At 66.9% G+C, this 17,672-nt stretch carries 18 protein-coding genes; 11 read left to right on the top strand and 7 right to left on the bottom strand.

Annotated features, from left to right (window positions below; translation table 11 throughout):
* Nucleotide 1 precedes the first annotated feature (1 nt).
* The 3 genes from ACFWU5_RS12100 (at nt 2) to ACFWU5_RS12090 (ending at nt 1,446) form a co-directional block, all read left to right on the top strand.
* Complete coding sequence (locus ACFWU5_RS12100) at nt 2–211, top strand: hypothetical protein (RefSeq protein ID WP_379267152.1); 210 nt, start codon at nt 2–4, stop codon at nt 209–211.
* Nucleotides 212–298: 87 nt separating this feature from the next.
* A complete protein-coding gene (locus ACFWU5_RS12095; RefSeq protein WP_379267151.1) occupies nt 299–727 on the top strand; it encodes a hypothetical protein in 429 nt (142 codons plus the stop codon).
* A gap of 266 nt (nt 728–993) precedes the next feature.
* A complete protein-coding gene (locus ACFWU5_RS12090) occupies nt 994–1,446 on the top strand; it encodes a universal stress protein (RefSeq protein ID WP_379244593.1) in 453 nt (150 codons plus the stop codon).
* A 173-nt stretch (nt 1,447–1,619) separates the two neighbouring features.
* On the opposite strand, the gene ACFWU5_RS12085 is transcribed toward ACFWU5_RS12090, so the two are convergent.
* The 3 genes from ACFWU5_RS12085 to ACFWU5_RS12075 are packed head-to-tail and all read right to left on the bottom strand — an operon-like array spanning nt 1,620 to nt 5,654.
* Nucleotides 1,620–3,923, bottom strand: a complete 2,304-nt coding sequence (locus tag ACFWU5_RS12085) for a HelD family protein (protein WP_379267149.1) — start codon at nt 3,921–3,923, stop codon at nt 1,620–1,622.
* 56 nt (nt 3,924–3,979) lie between these two features.
* Entirely contained in the window at nt 3,980–4,315 is a 336-nt protein-coding gene (locus tag ACFWU5_RS12080; RefSeq protein WP_379267147.1) for an antibiotic biosynthesis monooxygenase family protein, read from the bottom strand.
* A 13-nt stretch (nt 4,316–4,328) separates the two neighbouring features.
* The gene (locus tag ACFWU5_RS12075; RefSeq protein ID WP_379244599.1) at nt 4,329–5,654 is read right to left on the bottom strand and encodes a diguanylate cyclase domain-containing protein; all 1,326 of its coding nucleotides are present in this window, start codon (nt 5,652–5,654) and stop codon (nt 4,329–4,331) included.
* A gap of 98 nt (nt 5,655–5,752) precedes the next feature.
* Between ACFWU5_RS12075 and ACFWU5_RS12070 the strand changes: the two genes are divergently transcribed.
* Nucleotides 5,753–6,946, top strand: coding sequence for a beta-ketoacyl synthase N-terminal-like domain-containing protein (locus ACFWU5_RS12070; protein ID WP_379244601.1), 1,194 nt, complete (start codon nt 5,753–5,755; stop codon nt 6,944–6,946).
* 45 nt (nt 6,947–6,991) lie between these two features.
* Here ACFWU5_RS12070 and ACFWU5_RS12065 read toward each other — a convergent pair whose 3' ends face one another.
* A complete protein-coding gene (locus ACFWU5_RS12065) occupies nt 6,992–8,815 on the bottom strand; it encodes a GAF domain-containing protein (protein WP_379244603.1) in 1,824 nt (607 codons plus the stop codon).
* Nucleotides 8,816–9,002: 187 nt separating this feature from the next.
* Between ACFWU5_RS12065 and ACFWU5_RS12060 the strand changes: the two genes are divergently transcribed.
* The gene (locus ACFWU5_RS12060) at nt 9,003–9,785 is read left to right on the top strand and encodes a sigma 54 modulation/S30EA ribosomal C-terminal domain-containing protein (RefSeq protein ID WP_379244605.1); all 783 of its coding nucleotides are present in this window, start codon (nt 9,003–9,005) and stop codon (nt 9,783–9,785) included.
* 1 nt (nt 9,786) lies between these two features.
* Here ACFWU5_RS12060 and ACFWU5_RS12055 read toward each other — a convergent pair whose 3' ends face one another.
* On the bottom strand, nt 9,787–10,419 hold the full coding sequence (locus tag ACFWU5_RS12055) for a response regulator (RefSeq protein ID WP_379244607.1): 633 nt from the start codon (nt 10,417–10,419) through the stop codon (nt 9,787–9,789).
* A 228-nt stretch (nt 10,420–10,647) separates the two neighbouring features.
* Between ACFWU5_RS12055 and uvrA the strand changes: the two genes are divergently transcribed.
* Together uvrA and ACFWU5_RS12045 are read left to right on the top strand one after the other, a co-directional pair.
* The gene (gene uvrA, locus ACFWU5_RS12050) at nt 10,648–13,623 is read left to right on the top strand and encodes an excinuclease ABC subunit UvrA (protein ID WP_379267145.1); all 2,976 of its coding nucleotides are present in this window, start codon (nt 10,648–10,650) and stop codon (nt 13,621–13,623) included.
* 270 nt (nt 13,624–13,893) lie between these two features.
* Complete coding sequence (locus tag ACFWU5_RS12045) at nt 13,894–14,016, top strand: hypothetical protein (protein ID WP_379267144.1); 123 nt, start codon at nt 13,894–13,896, stop codon at nt 14,014–14,016.
* Between the two features lie 76 nt (nt 14,017–14,092).
* Here the strand turns inward: ACFWU5_RS12045 and ACFWU5_RS12040 are convergent, their stop codons facing one another.
* Nucleotides 14,093–14,434 carry a DUF1844 domain-containing protein gene (locus tag ACFWU5_RS12040; protein WP_379244611.1) on the bottom strand — a complete coding sequence of 114 codons (342 nt, stop codon included), beginning with the start codon at nt 14,432–14,434 and terminating at the stop codon, nt 14,093–14,095.
* Nucleotides 14,435–14,768: 334 nt separating this feature from the next.
* Between ACFWU5_RS12040 and infC the strand changes: the two genes are divergently transcribed.
* The 4 genes from infC (at nt 14,769) to ACFWU5_RS12020 (ending at nt 17,058) form a co-directional block, all read left to right on the top strand.
* The gene (gene infC, locus ACFWU5_RS12035; RefSeq protein WP_379244763.1) at nt 14,769–15,497 is read left to right on the top strand and encodes a translation initiation factor IF-3; all 729 of its coding nucleotides are present in this window, start codon (nt 14,769–14,771) and stop codon (nt 15,495–15,497) included.
* A gap of 30 nt (nt 15,498–15,527) precedes the next feature.
* Nucleotides 15,528–15,725: a 50S ribosomal protein L35 gene (gene rpmI / locus ACFWU5_RS12030; RefSeq protein WP_056824456.1), complete on the top strand. Its 198-nt coding sequence runs from the start codon at nt 15,528–15,530 to the stop codon at nt 15,723–15,725.
* Nucleotides 15,726–15,838: 113 nt separating this feature from the next.
* On the top strand, nt 15,839–16,225 hold the full coding sequence (gene rplT, locus ACFWU5_RS12025) for a 50S ribosomal protein L20 (RefSeq protein WP_019046423.1): 387 nt from the start codon (nt 15,839–15,841) through the stop codon (nt 16,223–16,225).
* Nucleotides 16,226–16,260: 35 nt separating this feature from the next.
* Entirely contained in the window at nt 16,261–17,058 is a 798-nt protein-coding gene (locus ACFWU5_RS12020) for a TrmH family RNA methyltransferase (RefSeq protein ID WP_379244613.1), read from the top strand.
* Between the two features lie 21 nt (nt 17,059–17,079).
* On the opposite strand, the gene ACFWU5_RS12015 is transcribed toward ACFWU5_RS12020, so the two are convergent.
* Nucleotides 17,080–17,649, bottom strand: a complete 570-nt coding sequence (locus ACFWU5_RS12015; protein ID WP_379244615.1) for a TetR/AcrR family transcriptional regulator — start codon at nt 17,647–17,649, stop codon at nt 17,080–17,082.
* Nucleotides 17,650–17,672: the final 23 nt, after the last annotated feature.

The following is a 17,672-nucleotide window of genomic DNA, read 5'->3' as shown; positions in this document are numbered from 1 at the left end:
GATGCCGACCCCGCGGCGCGGACCGTCAGCCCTGCTCCGCCATCCAGGCGGCGACGCGGCGGTCGTGAACTCGGCTATTTCGACCAGGGCCCGCGAATTCGCCGCCGAGATCGGATTGCCACCACTGGAATACGCCCGCACGGCACAGGCATTGCGGGCGATCCCCGCCGTCCGCGTCCAGACCCCAGAAATATGTGGTGTGAAGTATTGACGTTTCGGACAATGTCGAAAGGATCGCTCGATAGGGTCACCGCATTCGCAGCAGTCGCTGCTGCGTGGAGTAGTCAGGAAACCAACGGTGACAACAACTGTTTCTCGCACCCCTCGCGCCGCCGGTCTCGGGGCTGTGTTCGCTACCGCGCTGGCCGCGGCAGTGGTATTCGCGCCCAACGCGCACGCTTACTCCACGCCGGTGTTCGTCGCCGGAGATGATCATCGGGTCGGCTGCTCCTATCGCGGAGGGGCGTCCATTCCCGGATTGAGCTCCGGGTTCGCGGGATCGACGGTGCACTTCTACGACGACGGTGTCCTGATCGGCACCGGCGCGGTGCCCTCGTTCGCCGGCGATACGACAACCACGTGGTGGCCTGCCACCGCCGGCGCGCATCAGTTGACGGCCTTGCTCGGCACGTCCATCCCGCAGTGGCTCATTCCCGCCACGGTGACCGTGGATCCGTCGACCGGAACCGGAAGCGCCGCCTGTGGATTGCCCAGCTTTTCAGGGTGATGTGACCGAAGTCCCAGTCGCACAGCATCGTTGATCGTGTTGTGATAGGCCACAGTTTTGCCGGTAGCCGGACATGTTGTCGCAGGTACGTCTGTTTGCCGGTGGTCAGGATCGCGCGGACAGTGCACAGTGCGGTCGACACTCCCGATGTGATCTGTTGCGATTTCTGATAAATCGGCCCGAATTGGCGTTAGGGTCGAGCCGATTGCCGCGCTGACGCTCGATTCCCGAGTGCCGCAGTGGGGCACTGACCAGTTGGAGGAGAGATGACCGCCTACCGGACCATTGTCGTCGGTACTGATGGCTCGGATTCGTCGTACGTGGCAGTGGAAAAGGCCGCGGCTCTGGCCGGGGACGCGGACGCGACTCTCGTGCTGGCCTGCGCCTACTTCCCGACCGACGACCGCGATGTCGCAGCCGCCGCCGATGTGCTCAAGGACGAGGCCTACCAGGTCCGTGGCTCGGCCCCGACCAACGAGATCCTGATCGTCGCTCGGGAGAAGGCCATTGCCGCCGGTGCGAAGAACATCGTCGACCGCGCGATTGTCGGCGAGCCGGTCGATTCGCTGCTCGACCTCGTCAACGAGGTCAAGGCAGACCTGCTCGTGGTCGGTAACCGAGGCCTGAACACCCTCACCGGCCGCCTGCTGGGCTCCGTCCCCTCGGACGTGGCCCGCAAGTCCCGTTCGGACGTGCTGATCGTGCACACCGTACGGTAACCGCCTCCCCGCGCCTCTAGGCCAGACCTAGGTGGAAGTCGAGACCGTAGGCGGCTGGAGGTAGGGCGAGGGGAAGGTCGGCCAGTCCCCGGTGAGTTACCCATGTGCTCGCGAAATCAGGGGAGACTCGCACAAAGAGTGTGGCGTCGCGGATCAGCGCGACGCCACATTCTTTATGTGGCGAAGTGCGCGGCGAGGCTCTCGGGCAGCTTGTCGGTGTGCACGACGGACAGTCGCTGCGTGGCGCGCGTCAACGCGACGTACAGATCGTTGAGCCCGCGCGGTGACTCGTCCAGGATCGCCTGCGGCTCCACCAGATACACGCGGTCGAACTCGAGCCCCTTCGCATCGTGCACGGTGAGCACCTGCACGGATTCGCCTGCCAGCGAAGACAATTCGGGAACCAGGGCAGCAGGCGCGAGGACCGCGCCGGTGCCGGGACCGTGTTCCTCCTCGATCAACCGCGCCAACCGCCCCGCGACCTCGGCGGCCGAAACCTTATATGCGCGTGGGGGATTGCCGGTTTCACGCACCGAACGCGGCACCTGGGAACCGGGATCGATCGCGGCGAGCACATCGGCCGCCACTGCCATGATCTCGGCGGGCGTGCGGTAGTTGACCGTGAGCTCGGTGAGCTTCCACCGTTTGGCCACATAGGGTTCCAGCACCTGCTGCCACGACGACGCGCCCGCCGGGTCACCGGTCTGCGCCACGTCGCCGACCACGGTGATCCACCGATTGGGGATGCGCCGCATCACCATTCGCCACGCCATCTCCGAAAGTTCCTGTGCCTCATCGACGATCACGTGCCCGTAGGTCCAGGTGCGGTCGCCCGCGGCACGTTCGGCGGTGGTCTGCCGGTTGGTGAACTCCTGGCGCTGGGCCAGCTGGGAGGCGTCGATCAGGTCGTAGGCCATCAGGATCTCGGGGTCCAGTTCGTCCTCGATGTCCTGCGGTGCGGAACCGGTGAGGATGTCCAGTGCGTCCTGGGCTTCCTCGATCTGGGCCCGCCAGCGACGCCGTGACCGTTCGCGTTCCTCGGTGTCGTCCACGCCCAGCAGTTCGGCCAGTTCGTCGAGCAGCGGGGCGTCGGCCGCGCCGAAAGTGCCGTCGTCGGACCGCACCAGTTCCGCGCGATCTTCCGGGCTCAGTGTCTTGGCGGCGCGGTCGAGGCGCGCGGGGTCGGCGAGCAGATCGGCGAGCACGTCCTGGGGTGACAGCACCGGCCACAGCGCGCTGATCGCCGCCTGCACCTGCGGGTCGGCGCGCATCTCGTCGCCGATCTCGGTGAGGTCCGCGGAGCTGAGCAGGCTGGTCCCGCCCGACAGATCCGAACCCATCGTGGCGGCGAGCTGGTCGGTGAGCGCGTCGATCACCGACGACGCGAAGATCGGCCGGGCCAGGTTGTGCGGGCGCCGCGACGACCGCGCCCGGCCGCGCGCCCGGGTGGCGATCTTGCGATCCAGCAGCACCGGATAGCCGTCGAAGCTCAGCCGAATCGGTTCCGTGGGCACTTCCTGCCGGTCGCGCACCGCCTGCTTGAGCACCTCGAGCATGTCGAGGGAGCCCTTGATCTGTCCGGCGCGCAGCGAATCCTCGCGCACCGCCTTCACGCCCGGATACAGGTCGCCGATGGTCGACAGCAGCACACCGGTCTCACCGAGCGAGGGCAGCACCTGGCCGATGTAGTCGAGGAAGGTGGCGTTGGGGCCGATGATCAACACACCGGCCTTGGCCAGCTGCTGCCGGTAGGTGTAGAGCAGGAACGCCGCGCGATGCAGCGCGACCGCGGTCTTGCCCGTGCCCGGCCCACCCTGCACCACGAGCACGCTCTTGTGCTCGGACCGGATGATCGCGTCCTGCTCGCTCTGGATCGTTTCGACGATGTCGTTCATGTGCCCGGTGCGCGCGGCATTGAGCGCCGACAGCAGCGCGCTCTCGCCACCCACCCCGTCGTCGGTGCCGACCACCCCGTCGCGTTCGGCGGTGTCGAGATCGAGGTACTCGTCGTTGATCGCGGTCACCGAGCGGTTGCGCGAACGGATGTGCCTGCGCCGGGTGACGTTCTCGGGGTTGGCGGTGGTGGCCAGGTAGAACGGGCGGGCCAGGGGAGCGCGCCAGTCCAGCAGCAGCGGCTCGTAGTCGTTGTCCTCGTCGAGGATGCCGAGTCGACCGATGTAGCGCGCGTCGTCGTCGGTGTTCTCCAGGTCGATGCGGCCGAAGCACAGACCGTGCTCGGCGGCGTCGTATTTGGCCAGGTCCTCGTTGTAGAGCTGGCTGAACGACTCGCGCTCACTGCGCGCCTGCGGGGTGCCACCCGATTCCAGCAGCACCGTTTTCAGCCGGTTCTGGGCGTAGCCACGCATGGCGTCCAGGCGGTCGTAGAGCACCGAAAGGTGCTGCTGCTCCTGTTCGATCTCGCGGTTGTGCGCGCCGGGTGTGGCGGCGGCACGATCTTCGGCGAGGCGGTCGGGCAAAACAGGACTCCTTTATTCGCCGGCATGTCACCGCGTTGAGAACAGAGTTGTCGAGTCTACGTGTCCGCGGCAGCGTCGGGTGCTACCGGGAAGACTTCGTCGCCCAGGATCGGCGTGAAGTGCTCGACCACCGGGAAGGGCTCATAGAAGTGATGCAACAGCGCACGCCAGCGCAGATATTCCGGTGACTGTCGAAATCCCACGGTGTGGTCGGCCAACCGTTCCCACCGCACGAGCAGCAGGTACGTCTCGGGCCGTTCGACGCACCGCGACAACGACAATCCGCCGAAACCGGGCATCGCGGCGATGATCGGATACGCCTGCGCGAAGGCCGCTTCGAAGGCGGCGTCGGCACCGGGGCGAACGGGCAGCAGCGCGTGTTCGACGATCACGCCGACCAGTCTGTCAGGAGGCGTGGGTGTTGTTCGCGCGTCGATTCGCACCGAGACCCAGCTCACGGTGCGCCGACGGTTTGTCGCGGTACATCGCCAGGTCGGCGTCGTGCAGCACGGCCTCGGGGGTGCGGTTCTCGTGCGGGCCCAGTTCGGTGATGCCCACCGACGCGCTGACTTCCAGGCGATGGCCCTTGGCGATGATCGGCTCCGACATCGTGACCCGCAGCCGTTCCACCAGCGCGGGCAGATCGGCGCGATCGGGATGACCCGCGAGCAGTACCAGGAATTCGTCGCCGCCCAGCCGCCCGACCAGATCCTCGCTGCGCAACGCCTGCTGCAATCGCTGCGCCACGATCTGTAGGACCATGTCGCCGATGGCGTGCCCGAGGGTGTCGTTGATGGCCTTGAAACCGTCGAGGTCGATGAACAGCACCGTGGTGACCAGGGTGCCGCCCTCATCGGCCAGCGCCGCCGACAGCTGCGACAGGATCAGCGAACGGTTCGCCAACCCCGTGAGCGCGTCGTGGGTGGCCTGGTATTCGAGTTGGCGCCTGCTGGCCCGGAACGCGGTGATGTCGGCGAACGACGACACCCCCGCCGACTCCGGACTGTCGGGAGTGAGCAGTCGACAGTTGCACGACAGCCACACCTGTTGCCCGTCGGCGCGATCGACACCGAACACGAACTGGGTCACCGCCTCGCCGGTGGCCAGGGTGTGCGCCATCGGGTGCTTGCCCGGCGACAGCGGCTTGCCCTCCCGGTCGATCATCGTCGCCGGCAATTCGTTGATGTGCAGGCCCAGCACCGGCTCGTTCTCGTCGATGCCGAGGATGCGCCGACCCGCGGGGTTCAGCGATTCCAGGCGACCGTGCTGGTCGACCACCAGCACCCCTTCTTCCAGCTGCGACACCACGGTCGTGAAATACGCTTCGGCCTGCCGCGCGGACGCTTCGGCGGCGCGTTGCGCGGTGAGATCGTGCACCACCACCTGGAACGCGAGTTTTTCCTGCCACACCGTGAGCACCGACACCGTCTGCACCGGCACCGTGCGCCCGTCGACGCGAATGAGATCCATTTCGGTGGGTGGGGACGCCGAGCCCGCCGCGGTGAGCTGGTTGATCCGTTCGAGCATGGGCGCCACAGAATCGGGATGAACAAACGTGGTGATAGACAGCCCGAGCAGCTCCTGCGCCGACCGTGCGTGCAGCAGGCGAACCATGGCCGGGTTCACGTAGACGATGGTGCCGGATTCGTGCACGCAGATCGCGTCGGGAGTGTGTTCGACCAGCGACCGATAGCGCATCGCGAGCTGTTCGGCGCTCGCCGCGTCGGTCATGTCTTCTCCCACTGCGAAAACCCCCGTTCTGGGCCTGGTCTGCGTACGGCATCCCGGACTAGTCTGGTGATCCTTCATGAAGATCCGCGAGGAGCGATGTGAAACCGGATGTGCTCACAGGCGGCATGGCCCACCGACCCGATTCTATGTCGATCGCGGGGATCGGTGTCGTGTCCGGTTACGGGTGGGGTCGCGAGTACCTGTGGCAGGGACTCATGGGGGTCAAACCGGCCGCCCGTTTGTACCCCGGTTACGGGCCTGGACGCGATGAACACGCCTGGGTCGGGCGCATTCCCGACGGCGGCGACCCGGCGCACGGGACCGGCCTGTTCGGGCGTGCCGTGTACGCCGCGGCCAGTGAGGCGATCGCCGACGCGCACGCGCGCGGCTGGCGTGACCAGGGCCGCACCGTCGGTCTGATCCACGCGTTCACCTTGGGCGATGTGGCGGATTGGCGAGATTTCTACCTGCTCGACGACGGCCATCGCCGGTCCCGCGACTACCTGCGAATGCTGCCGTCCACGCCGATCTCGGTGGTGATGCAGGAGTTCGGTTTCCACGGCCCCGCGATGAACGTGTCCGCGGCGTGTAGTTCCGGCAATGTCGCGCTGCTGACGGCGAAAATGTGGCGTGACACGGGTGTGGTCGACGATGTGTTGTGCATCACGACCGACCTGTCCGCCACCCCGGACATGCTCGAACACTTCGTCGGCATGGGTGCCGCGGTCGCGGACGCGGACCCGTTCACCGCGTGCAGGCCCTTCCAGGACGACACCCTCGGATTCACCATGTCGGAGGCGTCGGTGGGGTTGCTGCTCACCGACGCGGTCGACCGGCCGTATGCCCGCGTGCTGGGCGGCGCGATGACCAACGACGCCTTCCACGTGGTGTCGGTGGATCCCTCCCACGCCCAGATCATCGCCTGCGTGCGACGCGCACTGGAGGTGACCGGGATCGACCCCGCCGACGTGGCGTACTTCAACGCGCACGGCACCGGCACCCGGCAGTGCGATGCCGCCGAACGCGACGTGATGACCACGGTGTTCGACGACCGCCCGGCCATCACCGCCCTCAAACCGCTGGCGGGACACTGCCAGGGCGCTTCGGCGGCGATCGAGGTCGCCGCGGTGGCGATGTCGTACGAGCGGGGAATCGTCGCCTCGGCCCCGATCGTGGCGCCCGCGCACCCGCGTCTGCTCGACGGTCCGACCCCGATGAACGACGGTCTCACGCTGAAGCTGTCGATGGGAATGGGCGGTAACAACGCGGCGGTCGTGTTGGCCCCGGCCTGAGCAGTGTCCGTCGCCTGAGCGGTCTCGGTCCTCGCGTGAGCGCTGTCAGTCCTCGGCGGCGTCGGGTCCGGCAGCGAGGGCGAACCCGCCGATCGTGGGTGTGTCTTGCGGCAGCGGCACCGCCCACCGCAACTGGGTGCCCGTCATCTCCGGGTGCTTGCCGTCGGCATCGGGATGCGCCGCCGGACCCACCTCGAAATACCCGCCCGCCTCCTGCGCCCGCTGTTCCAGATTGCGCAGCCCGCTGCGGATGACGTGGTTGGGGATGCCCCACCCGTTGTCGGACACCATGATCACCAGATCGTCGGCCACCTCGATCACGATCGCGACGGTATCGGCCCCGGAGTGGCGCACCGCGTTGCTCACCGCCTCGCGCACCACCGCCTCGGCGTGATCGGCCAGTTGCGGATCCAGCACCGACAGCGGACCCGACACCTGAATCGTGGCGCGCAGCGCGATATCGGCGGTCTGCCGTCGAATCGCCACCTCGAGGCGCTGCTGCAACCCTTCGCTGTGGCCGGGGCCGCTGGCGTGCAGGTCGAAGATGGAGGTGCGGATCTCCTGTACGACTTCCTGCAGATCCATGATCACCGTCGAAAGTCGTTGTCGCACATCGGGAACCACGGCTTTTGGCATGGTCGCTTGCAGGGTCAGGCCGATCGCGAACAGGCGCTGGATCACGTGGTCGTGCAGGTCGCGCGCGATCCGGTCGCGGTCGGCGACGATGTCGAGTTCGCGCATGCGTCGTTGCGCGTCGGCAAGACGAACGGCCAGCGCCGCCTGATCGCAGAAAGCCGCTGTCAGCTCCAGCATTTCGTCGGTGTACGGCGCGAAACCCGGCGGTCGCACCGTCACCAACACACCGAGCGTGGCGTCGGAGGTGCACAGCGGCAACACCAGAACCGGTCCCGCACCGAAGGATTCGGCACCGGGGATCTCCACGCCCAAGGTCACCGTCGCGGCATCGTCGTAGCGCAGCGGGGTGCGTCTGCTGAACGCCTCGCCCATGGCCGTGCCCGCGATCGGCACGGTCTGCCAGTCCTGCCCGGCATCGGGTCCTGTCCACTGCGTGATCACCAATTCGGTGATCTCCCCGGGCAATTCGTCGGGCACGGGCACCGACGCCAGAAACGCCTGATGCGAGCCGGTCAGCTTGCGCGCGTGGTCCACGACATGGGCGAGCACCCGATCGGATTCGGTGCCTGCCAGGAACTCGGTCGCAATATCGCGGGTGGCCTCGATCCACGCCTGCCGGGTGCGGGCCTGCTCGTAGAGCTGCGCGTTGTCGACCGCGATGCCCGCCGCCGCGGCCAACGCCAGCACCAGGACCTCGTCCTCCTCGGTGAACGGCTGCCCGTCGACCTTCTCAGTGAGGTAGAGGCTGCCGAACACCTTGTCCCGAATGCGTACCGGCACACCGAGAAACGTGTGCATGCGCGGATGACCCGCGGGAAAACCGGCGGCCGCGGGATGGGTGGTGACGTCGTCCAGGCGCAGCGGCGCGTTCTCGGCCAGGATCGGGTCGAGCACGCCGTGCCCGACCGGCACCTCCTTGATCAGGTGCCGCAGGTGTTCGGGAATGCCCTCGTCGATGAACTGCGCGACCTGCTGATCATGTCCGCGCACGGCAAGCCCGCCGTACCGCGCGTCGACCAGATTCATCGCCGTGCGCACGATCGAGCGCAGCGTTTCGTCCAGGTCGAGGCCCGCGGTGACGGTGAGCATGGCCTCCACGAGGCCGTCCATCCGATCGTGCGAACCGATCATCACATCGACTCGATCGGCCACCTCGCCGAGCAGTGTCCGTAATCGCTGCTCTGATACGGTGCGGCCCACCGAATTGCGGCCGTTGCGACCGTCATTCGTCATCGCCGTTTCCCGTCGCCACTTTCTCGTCGAAACAAGTTATGGCGAAGTCTAGTCCGCGTGGCGTTGCGGCACCGGCGGTGTGTGAAGCTGCGAAGGCCCGCACGGGTTCAGTGACTTTCGGCCCTTCACCGGGCGGTTCAACAGTGGTGGCATTGGGCACCGGGAATTGGATCGAGAAGTGGGGCACATGATGAATTCGTTGTCGAGCACCCAGCACTGGACGACCGCCGCGGACCCGGAGCTTGCCGTGACCACGCGTGGCGAAGTGCCGGCCCAGGATGTCACCCGTGCTGTTCGCGCTATCACCCGTGTCATGCGCAGGCACCACCTCGACAGTCCGGCCAGGGTGCGCGTCACCGCGCCGGAGGGTTGCGAGGAGCAGACCCTGGTGCAGGCCAACATCCGCACCAACGACACGTTGACCCGCGTGCAGGTCACCGGCCCCGGCGGTTTCGCGGTCACCTTCGCCGCCGAACGCCTCGACCGTCAGCTGGCCCGTCGCGCGGGCAAGGAATCGCGCGGCGCGTGGCCCGATCCGGCGCGTCGCCCGTTGGCCCAGGTCACCGAGACCCGGTCGATCATCCGTCGCAAGGACTGCGCCCTGATGACCGGCACCCCGCTGGAAGCCAGCACCGTGCTCGACGCGATGGACTACGACGCCTACCTGTTCATCGACGCCGACACCGGCGAGGACGCCATCGTCACCTGGGCCGACCCGCACGGTGTCGCCCTGGCCAGGCAGCGCCACACCGCCGCGGCCTTCGGTTCGGTGGATTTGCCGCTGACCGCGAGCGCGATGCCGGTGCGGGTGGTCCAGGACGCGGCGCCGGTGTACGCCGAGGACGAAGCGTCCAACGCGCTGTGCACCGCCGGGCTGCCCTACCTGTTCTTCACCGACAGCCACACCGGTCGCGGCAACCTGCTCTACCGCCGCTACGACGGGGACCTGACCATCGTCGTCCCGTCCTGATTCACGGCTCGCGCAGTTTGGTCGCCAGCACCGCGGCCTGGGTGCGACGTTCCACCCCCAGTTTCGCCAGCAGTCGCGAGACGTAGTTCTTCACCGTTTTCTCCGCCAGGAACATCCGCGCGGCGATCTGCCGGTTGGTCAGGCCCTCGCCCAGCAGTTCCAGCAGTCGGCGTTCCTGGTCGGTGAGCCCGGCCAACGGCCCGGACGGCTCGGCGCTGCGGCGCAGCCGGGCGCGCAGGGCGTCGGCGGCGCGGGTGTCGAGCAGGGAATGGCCCGCGCCGACCTGTTTGATCGCGTCGGCCAGCTTCATCCCGTCGATGTTCTTGACCACGTACCCGCTGGCCCCGGCCAGAATCGCGTCGAGCATGGCGTGCTCGTCGGAGAACGAGGTCAGGATCAGACAGTGCAGGTCGTCGAATTCCGCGAGCAGGTTGCGGCACAGTTCGATGCCGTTGCCGTCGGGCAGCCGCACGTCCAGGACCGCGACGTCGGGGCGGGTTTCGCGAATGCGCACCATCGCCTCGGCGACGCCGCCTGCCTGACCGATCACAGTGAGTTCTGGATCACCCTCGAGTAGATCGATCAACCCACGCCGCACGATCTCGTGGTCGTCGACCAGAAACACCTCGAGCACACCGGCTCCTTCATCATGTCGAACGATCCACCCTTGTGGTCCAACATAATCCGCGCATCCGGGTTGTGGGGGGTGGTCGGCGAACGCGGTTCGTCTCGCGTCTCGCGCGGATGTCCGGTTCATGGGCCTTCACGTTCGCGTACCGAAACTTGTCAGACCCTCGGCCTAGCATTGTTCAAGGGGGAATATGTCCGGTCGGCGGATGACGATGGAGAAGGGATTCACCAGGTGGCGGAACGCCTCACTGTGCGCGGAGCTCGGGAACACAACCTGAAAGGTGTGGACCTGGATTTGCCGCGCGACAGCCTGATCGTGTTCACCGGTCTGTCCGGTTCCGGGAAGTCGAGCCTGGCGTTCGACACGATCTTCGCCGAGGGGCAGCGCCGCTATGTCGAATCGCTGTCGGCCTACGCGCGACAGTTCCTCGGACAGATGGACAAGCCCGATGTCGACTTCATCGAGGGCCTGTCGCCCGCGGTGTCGATCGACCAGAAGTCGACCAACCGCAACCCGCGGTCCACGGTCGGCACCATCACCGAGGTCTACGACTACCTGCGCCTGCTCTATGCCCGCGCCGGTACGCCGCACTGCCCGGTGTGTCACGAGCTGATCGCCAAGCAGAGCCCGCAGCAGATCGTCGACCAGGTCCTTGCCATGGACGAGGGCCTGAAATTCCAGGTCCTGGCGCCGGTGGTGCGTACTCGCAAGGGCGAGTTCGTCGACCTGTTCGACCAGCTCAAGACCCAGGGCTACTCGCGAGTGCGGGTCGACGGCGTGGTGTATCCGCTGTCGGATCCGCCGAAGCTGAAGAAGCAGGAGAAGCACGACGTCGAGGTGGTCGTGGACCGTCTGTCGGTCAAGGCCGCCTCCAAGCAGCGCCTCACCGACTCGATCGAAACCGCGCTGCGCCTGGCCGACGGCATCGTCGTGCTCGATTTCGTCGACCGCGACGAACACGCGCACGACCGCGAGCGCCGCTTCTCCGAACGCCTGGCCTGCCCCAACGGCCACCCCCTCGACATCGAGGACCTCGAGCCCCGCTCGTTCTCGTTCAACTCGCCCTACGGCGCCTGCCCCGACTGCACGGGTCTGGGCATCCGCAAGGAGGTCGACCCGGAACTGGTCGTGCCCGACCCGGACCTGAGCCTGGCCGAGGGCGCGATCGCCCCGTGGTCACGCGGTCAGACCGCCGAGTACTTCAACCGGTTGCTGTCGGGTCTGGCCGAAGCGGTCGGCTTCTCGATGGACAAGCCGTGGCGCGAACTGCCCGCCAAGGCCCGCAAGGCGGTCCTGGAAGGCAGCTCCGACCAGGTCCACGTGTCCTACACCAACCGCTACGGCCGCAAGCGCTCCTATTACGCCGATTTCGAAGGCGTGATGCCGTTCCTGCAGCGGCGCATGGACAACACCGAGTCCGAGCAGATGAAAGAGCACTACGACGGCTACATGCGCGACGTGGCCTGCCCGGTCTGCGACGGTTCGCGCCTGCGCCCGGAGATCCTGGCCGTCACCCTGGCCGCGGACGGCACCGACAAGTCGATCGCCGAGGTCAGCGAACTGTCCATCGGCGACTGCGCGCACTTCCTGAACTCGCTGACCCTGGGGGAGCGGCAGACCGCGATCGCCGGTCAGGTGCTCAAGGAGATCCAGGCACGCCTCGGCTTCCTGCTCGACGTCGGCCTGGAATACCTGACCCTGTCCCGCGCCGCCGCGACCCTGTCCGGCGGCGAGGCCCAGCGCATCCGCCTGGCCACCCAGATCGGTTCGGGCCTGGTCGGTGTCCTGTATGTCCTGGACGAACCGTCGATCGGCCTGCATCAGCGCGACAACCGCAGGCTCATCGAAACCCTGCTGCGTCTGAAGAAGCTGGGCAACACCTTGATCGTGGTCGAACACGACGAGGACACCATCCGCGCCTCGGACTGGGTGGTCGATATCGGCCCCCTGGCCGGCGAGCACGGTGGCCGCGTGGTGCACAGCGGGCCGTACGAGGATCTGCTCAACGAACCCGAATCCCTCACCGGCGCATACCTTTCCGGCCGCGAGCAGATCGAGTTGCCGCTGGTGCGCCGCGCCATCGACAAGAAGCGCAAGCTCACCGTCGTCGGCGCCACCGAGCACAACCTGCAGAACGTGGACGTGGCGTTCCCGCTCGGCGTGCTCACCGCGGTCACCGGTGTCTCGGGCTCGGGCAAGTCGACCCTGGTCAACGACATCCTGGCCACCGTCCTGGCGAACAAGCTCAACGGTGCCCGTCAGGTGCCCGGCAGGCACACCCGGATCAACGGCCTCGACAACCTCGACAAGCTGGTCCAGGTCGACCAGTCGCCGATCGGTCGCACCCCGCGCTCGAACCCGGCCACCTACACCGGCGTCTTCGACAAGATCCGCACCCTGTTCGCCTCCACCACCGAGGCCAAGGTGCGCGGCTACCAGCCGGGCCGGTTCTCGTTCAACGTCAAGGGCGGCCGCTGCGAGGCCTGCTCGGGCGACGGCACGCTCAAGATCGAGATGAACTTCCTGCCCGACGTGTACGTCCCGTGCGAGGTCTGCCACGGCGCCCGCTACAACCGGGAAACCCTCGAGGTGCACTACAAGGGCAAGACCATCGCCGAAGTCCTGGACATGCCGATCGACGAGGCCGCGGACTTCTTCGAGGCGATCGGCTCGATCCACCGCTACCTCAAGACCCTGGTCGAGGTGGGCCTTGGCTACGTGCGCCTGGGCCAAAGCGCGCCGACCCTGTCCGGCGGTGAGGCACAGCGCGTGAAACTGGCCGCCGAACTACAGAAACGCTCCGCCGGGCGCACCATCTACATCCTCGACGAGCCGACCACCGGCCTGCACTTCGAGGACATCCGCAAGCTGCTCAAGGTGATCAACGGGCTGGTCGACAAGGGCAACACGGTGATCGTGATCGAGCACAACCTGGATGTGATCAAGACCGCCGACTGGGTCATCGACATGGGTCCCGAGGGCGGTTCCGGCGGTGGCACCGTGGTCGCCACCGGCACCCCCGAGGACATCGCCGCGGTGTCCGACAGCTACACCGGACAGTTCCTCAAGGAGGTCCTTGCCGCACCGGCGCCGAAGAAGCCCGCCGCGAAAAAGGCAGCCAAGAAGGCCGCCCCCGCGGCGAAGAAGGCGCCCGCCGAAACCGCTGCGGCCAAGCGTGCGTCGCGAAAGGCGGCCGCGCTGCGTTGAGTCGGGCTACGGTTGGCGGTGATCTTGTCGAAACCGCTACGAACTGAAACACCGGTGGGTAACATTGCGCGCACCGTCCCCGGAGCACCGGACAGTAGCGGTTTGTCGACGGCTCGATCGTCGTGTAGTTCGAAAGGAACGTCCTCATGGATGAAGCCACCACGGCGCTCATCGGCCAGATTCTCGGTTTCCTCGCAGGCGGGTCTTCGTTGGCTTACGAGCCGACCAAGCCCACCGCCTGATTTCCACGCTCGAAAGGAAACGCCTGTAATGGATACCGGAAGCGCGGCGCTGTTCACCGCACTCGCCAACATGATCTCCTCCGGCTCGGCCGTGTCGGTCACCCCCGGTGGCCCCGCCCCGACCCCGACCCCCCCGGTCCCCGTGGTCTGAGTCGCGACCTCGCGGCTATAAGCGAAGATCCGCCGACGCACACCCAGCGTCGGCGGATCTTTTCGTTGAACAGGACTCAGTGCACCGGACCGGTGTACTTCTCGCCCGGACCCTGGCCCGGCGCGTCCGGCGTCGAGGACGCCTCGCGGAACGCGCGCTGCAGCGACTGCAGTCCGTCGCGGATCGGACCCGCGTGCGGACCCAGGTACTCCACCGACGCCGTGACCAGCCCGGCCAGCGCCGTGATCACCCGACGCGCCTCGTCCAGGTCCACGTTGGTGCCCGCACCGGGGCGCTCCTCGGCCAGGCCCAACTTCTCCGCGGCCGAACTCATCAGCATCACCGCGGCCCGGCTGATCACCTCCACAGCGGGGATGTCGGCCAGGTCGCGCACAGGAGGATCGAGCTCGTCAGTCATGCTGATCAGGCTATATCGACGCCGATCACGCGGGCCAACGCCAGGCCGATTCGGTGATAGCCGCACACCATGCTAGACTTTTCGCTGACGACCGCCCCTGGATGTGTCATGCATCCGTGGGGCAGATAAGTGGAGCCCGACTCCCACCGTTACCGGCGAGCAATCGTACTGGATAAACGGTCCCGGTCACCCGTTCATTGTGACGGGTTTCCCGTGTGCCTCGGCATGTGGGGGTCGATGATCGAGCCCAGCAGGGCACGGTTGTCGGCGATCGGTCGACATCGGGCCCCGTAGTGGAGAAATCCGCGACGGGGCTTTCGTGTTGAAACAGGGGTTGCAGTTATTGCGTGCGGTCGTTAAGACGACACCGCTTGACCTAGGAGGCCCCATCAGCACTGAGACCCGCATCAACGATCGCATCCGAGTTCCCGAGGTTCGTCTCATCGGACCCGGCGGCGAACAGGTTGGGATCGTGCGTGTTGAAGATGCACTACGCGTCGCGCTCGAAGCCGATCTCGACCTCGTCGAGGTAGCACCCGATGCCCGTCCGCCGGTCTGCAAGATCATGGACTACGGCAAGTTCAAGTACGAGACCGCGCAGAAGGCGCGCGAGTCCCGTAAGAACCAGGTCCAGACCGTGATCAAGGAGCAGAAGCTCCGTCCCAAGATCGACGACCACGACTACGAGACCAAGAAGCGCAACGTCGTTCGCTTCCTCGAAGCCGGGTCCAAGGTCAAGGTCACGATCATGTTCCGTGGTCGCGAGCAGTCGCGTCCCGAACTCGGCTTCCGGTTGCTTCAGCGTCTGGGCTCCGACGTGGCAGAACTCGGCTTCGTCGAGACCTCGGCCAAGCAGGACGGCCGCAACATGACCATGGTCCTCGCCCCGCACAAGGGCGCGAAGACGCGGGTGAAGGCTCAGCAGGACTCTTCGGCGCCGGCGGCAGTACGCCAGCCGCTGCCGACCGGTCCCGTCAGTGCCGAACCGGCCGCGCTGGTCGAGTCCGCACCGGTCGAGCAGGCCGCGCCTGCCGAGCAGGTTGCGCCGGCCGACCCGCAGTAAAACGATTTCAACGACTAGATAGAGGAATCCATGCCGAAGAACAAGACCCACAGCGGCGCCAAGAAGCGATTCAAGGTGACCGGCCGGGGCAAGCTGCTTCGCGAGCAGGCGAACCGTCGCCACCTCCTGGAGCACAAGTCCTCTCGCCGGACTCGTCGTCTGGAAGGCACGGAGTCCGTCGCTTCCGTCGACGTCCCCCGCGTGAAGCGGCTGCTCGGTCTCGCCTGATTTTCAGGCTGTAGACCGTCGCAACCCGACGATTGCGCGGCCGGGATAACCGGACGCCGACAACTACCGAATTCGGGCGCCGCCGCGCCCCCCAATGATCAAGGACTACCACAGTGGCACGCGTCAAAAGGGCCGTAAACGCTCAGAAGAAGCGCCGTTCCATCCTCGAGGCCTCCAAGGGCTACCGGGGTCAGCGTTCGCGTCTGTACCGCAAGGCCAAGGAACAGCAGCTCCACTCGCTGACCTACGCCTACCGTGACCGTAAGGCACGCAAGGGTGATTTCCGCAAGCTGTGGATCGCTCGTATCAACGCCGCCGCGCGTCTGAACGACATCACCTACAACCGCTTCATCCAGGGCCTCAAGGCCGCTGGTGTCGAGGTGGACCGCAAGATCCTCGCCGAGCTCGCTGTCTCCGACGCCGAGGCCTTCGCCGGCCTGGTGGCTGTCGCCAAGGCTGCGCTGCCCGCCGATGTCAACGCCCCGGCCACCGCTGCCTGAGGTTGACAACACACAGTGATCTGTCGGAACGACCCGTGGACGCGCTCTCCGAGCGCAATCCGCGGGTCGTTTCCGCTGTCAAGCTCCAGCGCGCGGCCCAGCGCCGCAAATCCGGCCTCTTCCTGGCCGAGGGTGCCAACGCCGTCTCCGCCGCTCTGGAGACCGGCCGAGTCCGCGAGATCTTCTATTCGCTGGCCGCCGCCGGACGCGACAACGCGCTGATCGCCGGCGCCACCGCCGACGGCGTTCGCACCACCCTGGTCACCGATCGCGCCGCCGAACACCTCGGCGAAACCGTGACGGCGCCGGGTCTGGTCGCGGTCTGCGAGACCCTGGACGTGCCGCTGGGTGAGATCCTCGACCGCGGCCCGCGCATGCTCGCCGTCCCCGTCGAAATCGCCGAACCCGGCAATGCGGGCACCCTGATCCGGGTCGCCGACGCGGTCGGAGCCGACGGCGTGGTGCTGGCGGGGGAGACCGTCGACCCGCACAACGGCAAGTGCGTGCGTGCCAGCGCGGGCTCGCTGTTCCACGTCCCGGTCGCCCGCAGCCGCGATATCACCGCGACCCTCGACGCCCTGTCCGCGGCAGGCATCACCATTCTCGCCACCGCGGCCAACGGTGAAGTCGACCTCGAAGACGCCGACGAAATCCTCGCGGGCCCGGTCGCCTGGTTGTTCGGCAACGAGGCCCACGGCCTCGACCCCGCCGTCGCCGCGCGGGCCGACCACCGCATTCGCATCCCCATCCACGGCCGCGCCGAAAGCCTGAATCTCGCTGCGGCAGCGGCGATCTGCCTCTACGCGAGCGCGCGCGTGCAGCACGCGAAGTAGGTCGCGCCCGGCTGGCTCCGCTCAGTCGGGTGCGGCGACGCCGCGAAGATCGGTGAGGATCTCGGTGGCCCAGGGCAGGGGGATCGCGTTGCTGCCCGCGACCTGCATCGCGGTCATGATGGTCAGCAGCATCCCGGTGGCGACGAACTCGCGGCAGGCCGCGGTGTCGGCGCCGGTGAGGTCACCGATCAGCTGATACATGCGCCCGAATCGCTCGCGCATGTGGTCGCCGATGATCGGATCGGCGCTGGCGGCCACGCCGTGCAAAAGGACCAGAGGTAGTTCGCGTTCGGCCAGGAAGACCTCGAAGCCCTTGCCCAAGGCGTGCAGTGCCTGCGTGGGATCGGCATCGGGGGCGATCTCCGCGCCACGGAACACCTCTTCGATGCGGGCGCAGACCTCGAGCAGGCAGGCGACGAACAGTTGCTGCTTGGTGCCGAACAGTCGGATCACATACGGCTGCGAGACGCCAGCGAGCCGGGCGATCTCATCGGTTTTCGTTGCGGCGTAACCGGATTCGGAAAACGCCTGGATCGCCGCTTCGAGCACTTGCGCGCTGCGTTGCGACGCGGTCATCCGGGTTCTCGTCACGCGGTCTCCACCTCCTCGATCGA

Source organism: Nocardia sp. NPDC058640, from assembly GCF_042716995.1.
Lineage (GTDB): Bacteria > Actinomycetota > Actinomycetes > Mycobacteriales > Mycobacteriaceae > Nocardia.
This window is presented reverse-complemented; position numbering and strand designations above follow the sequence as displayed.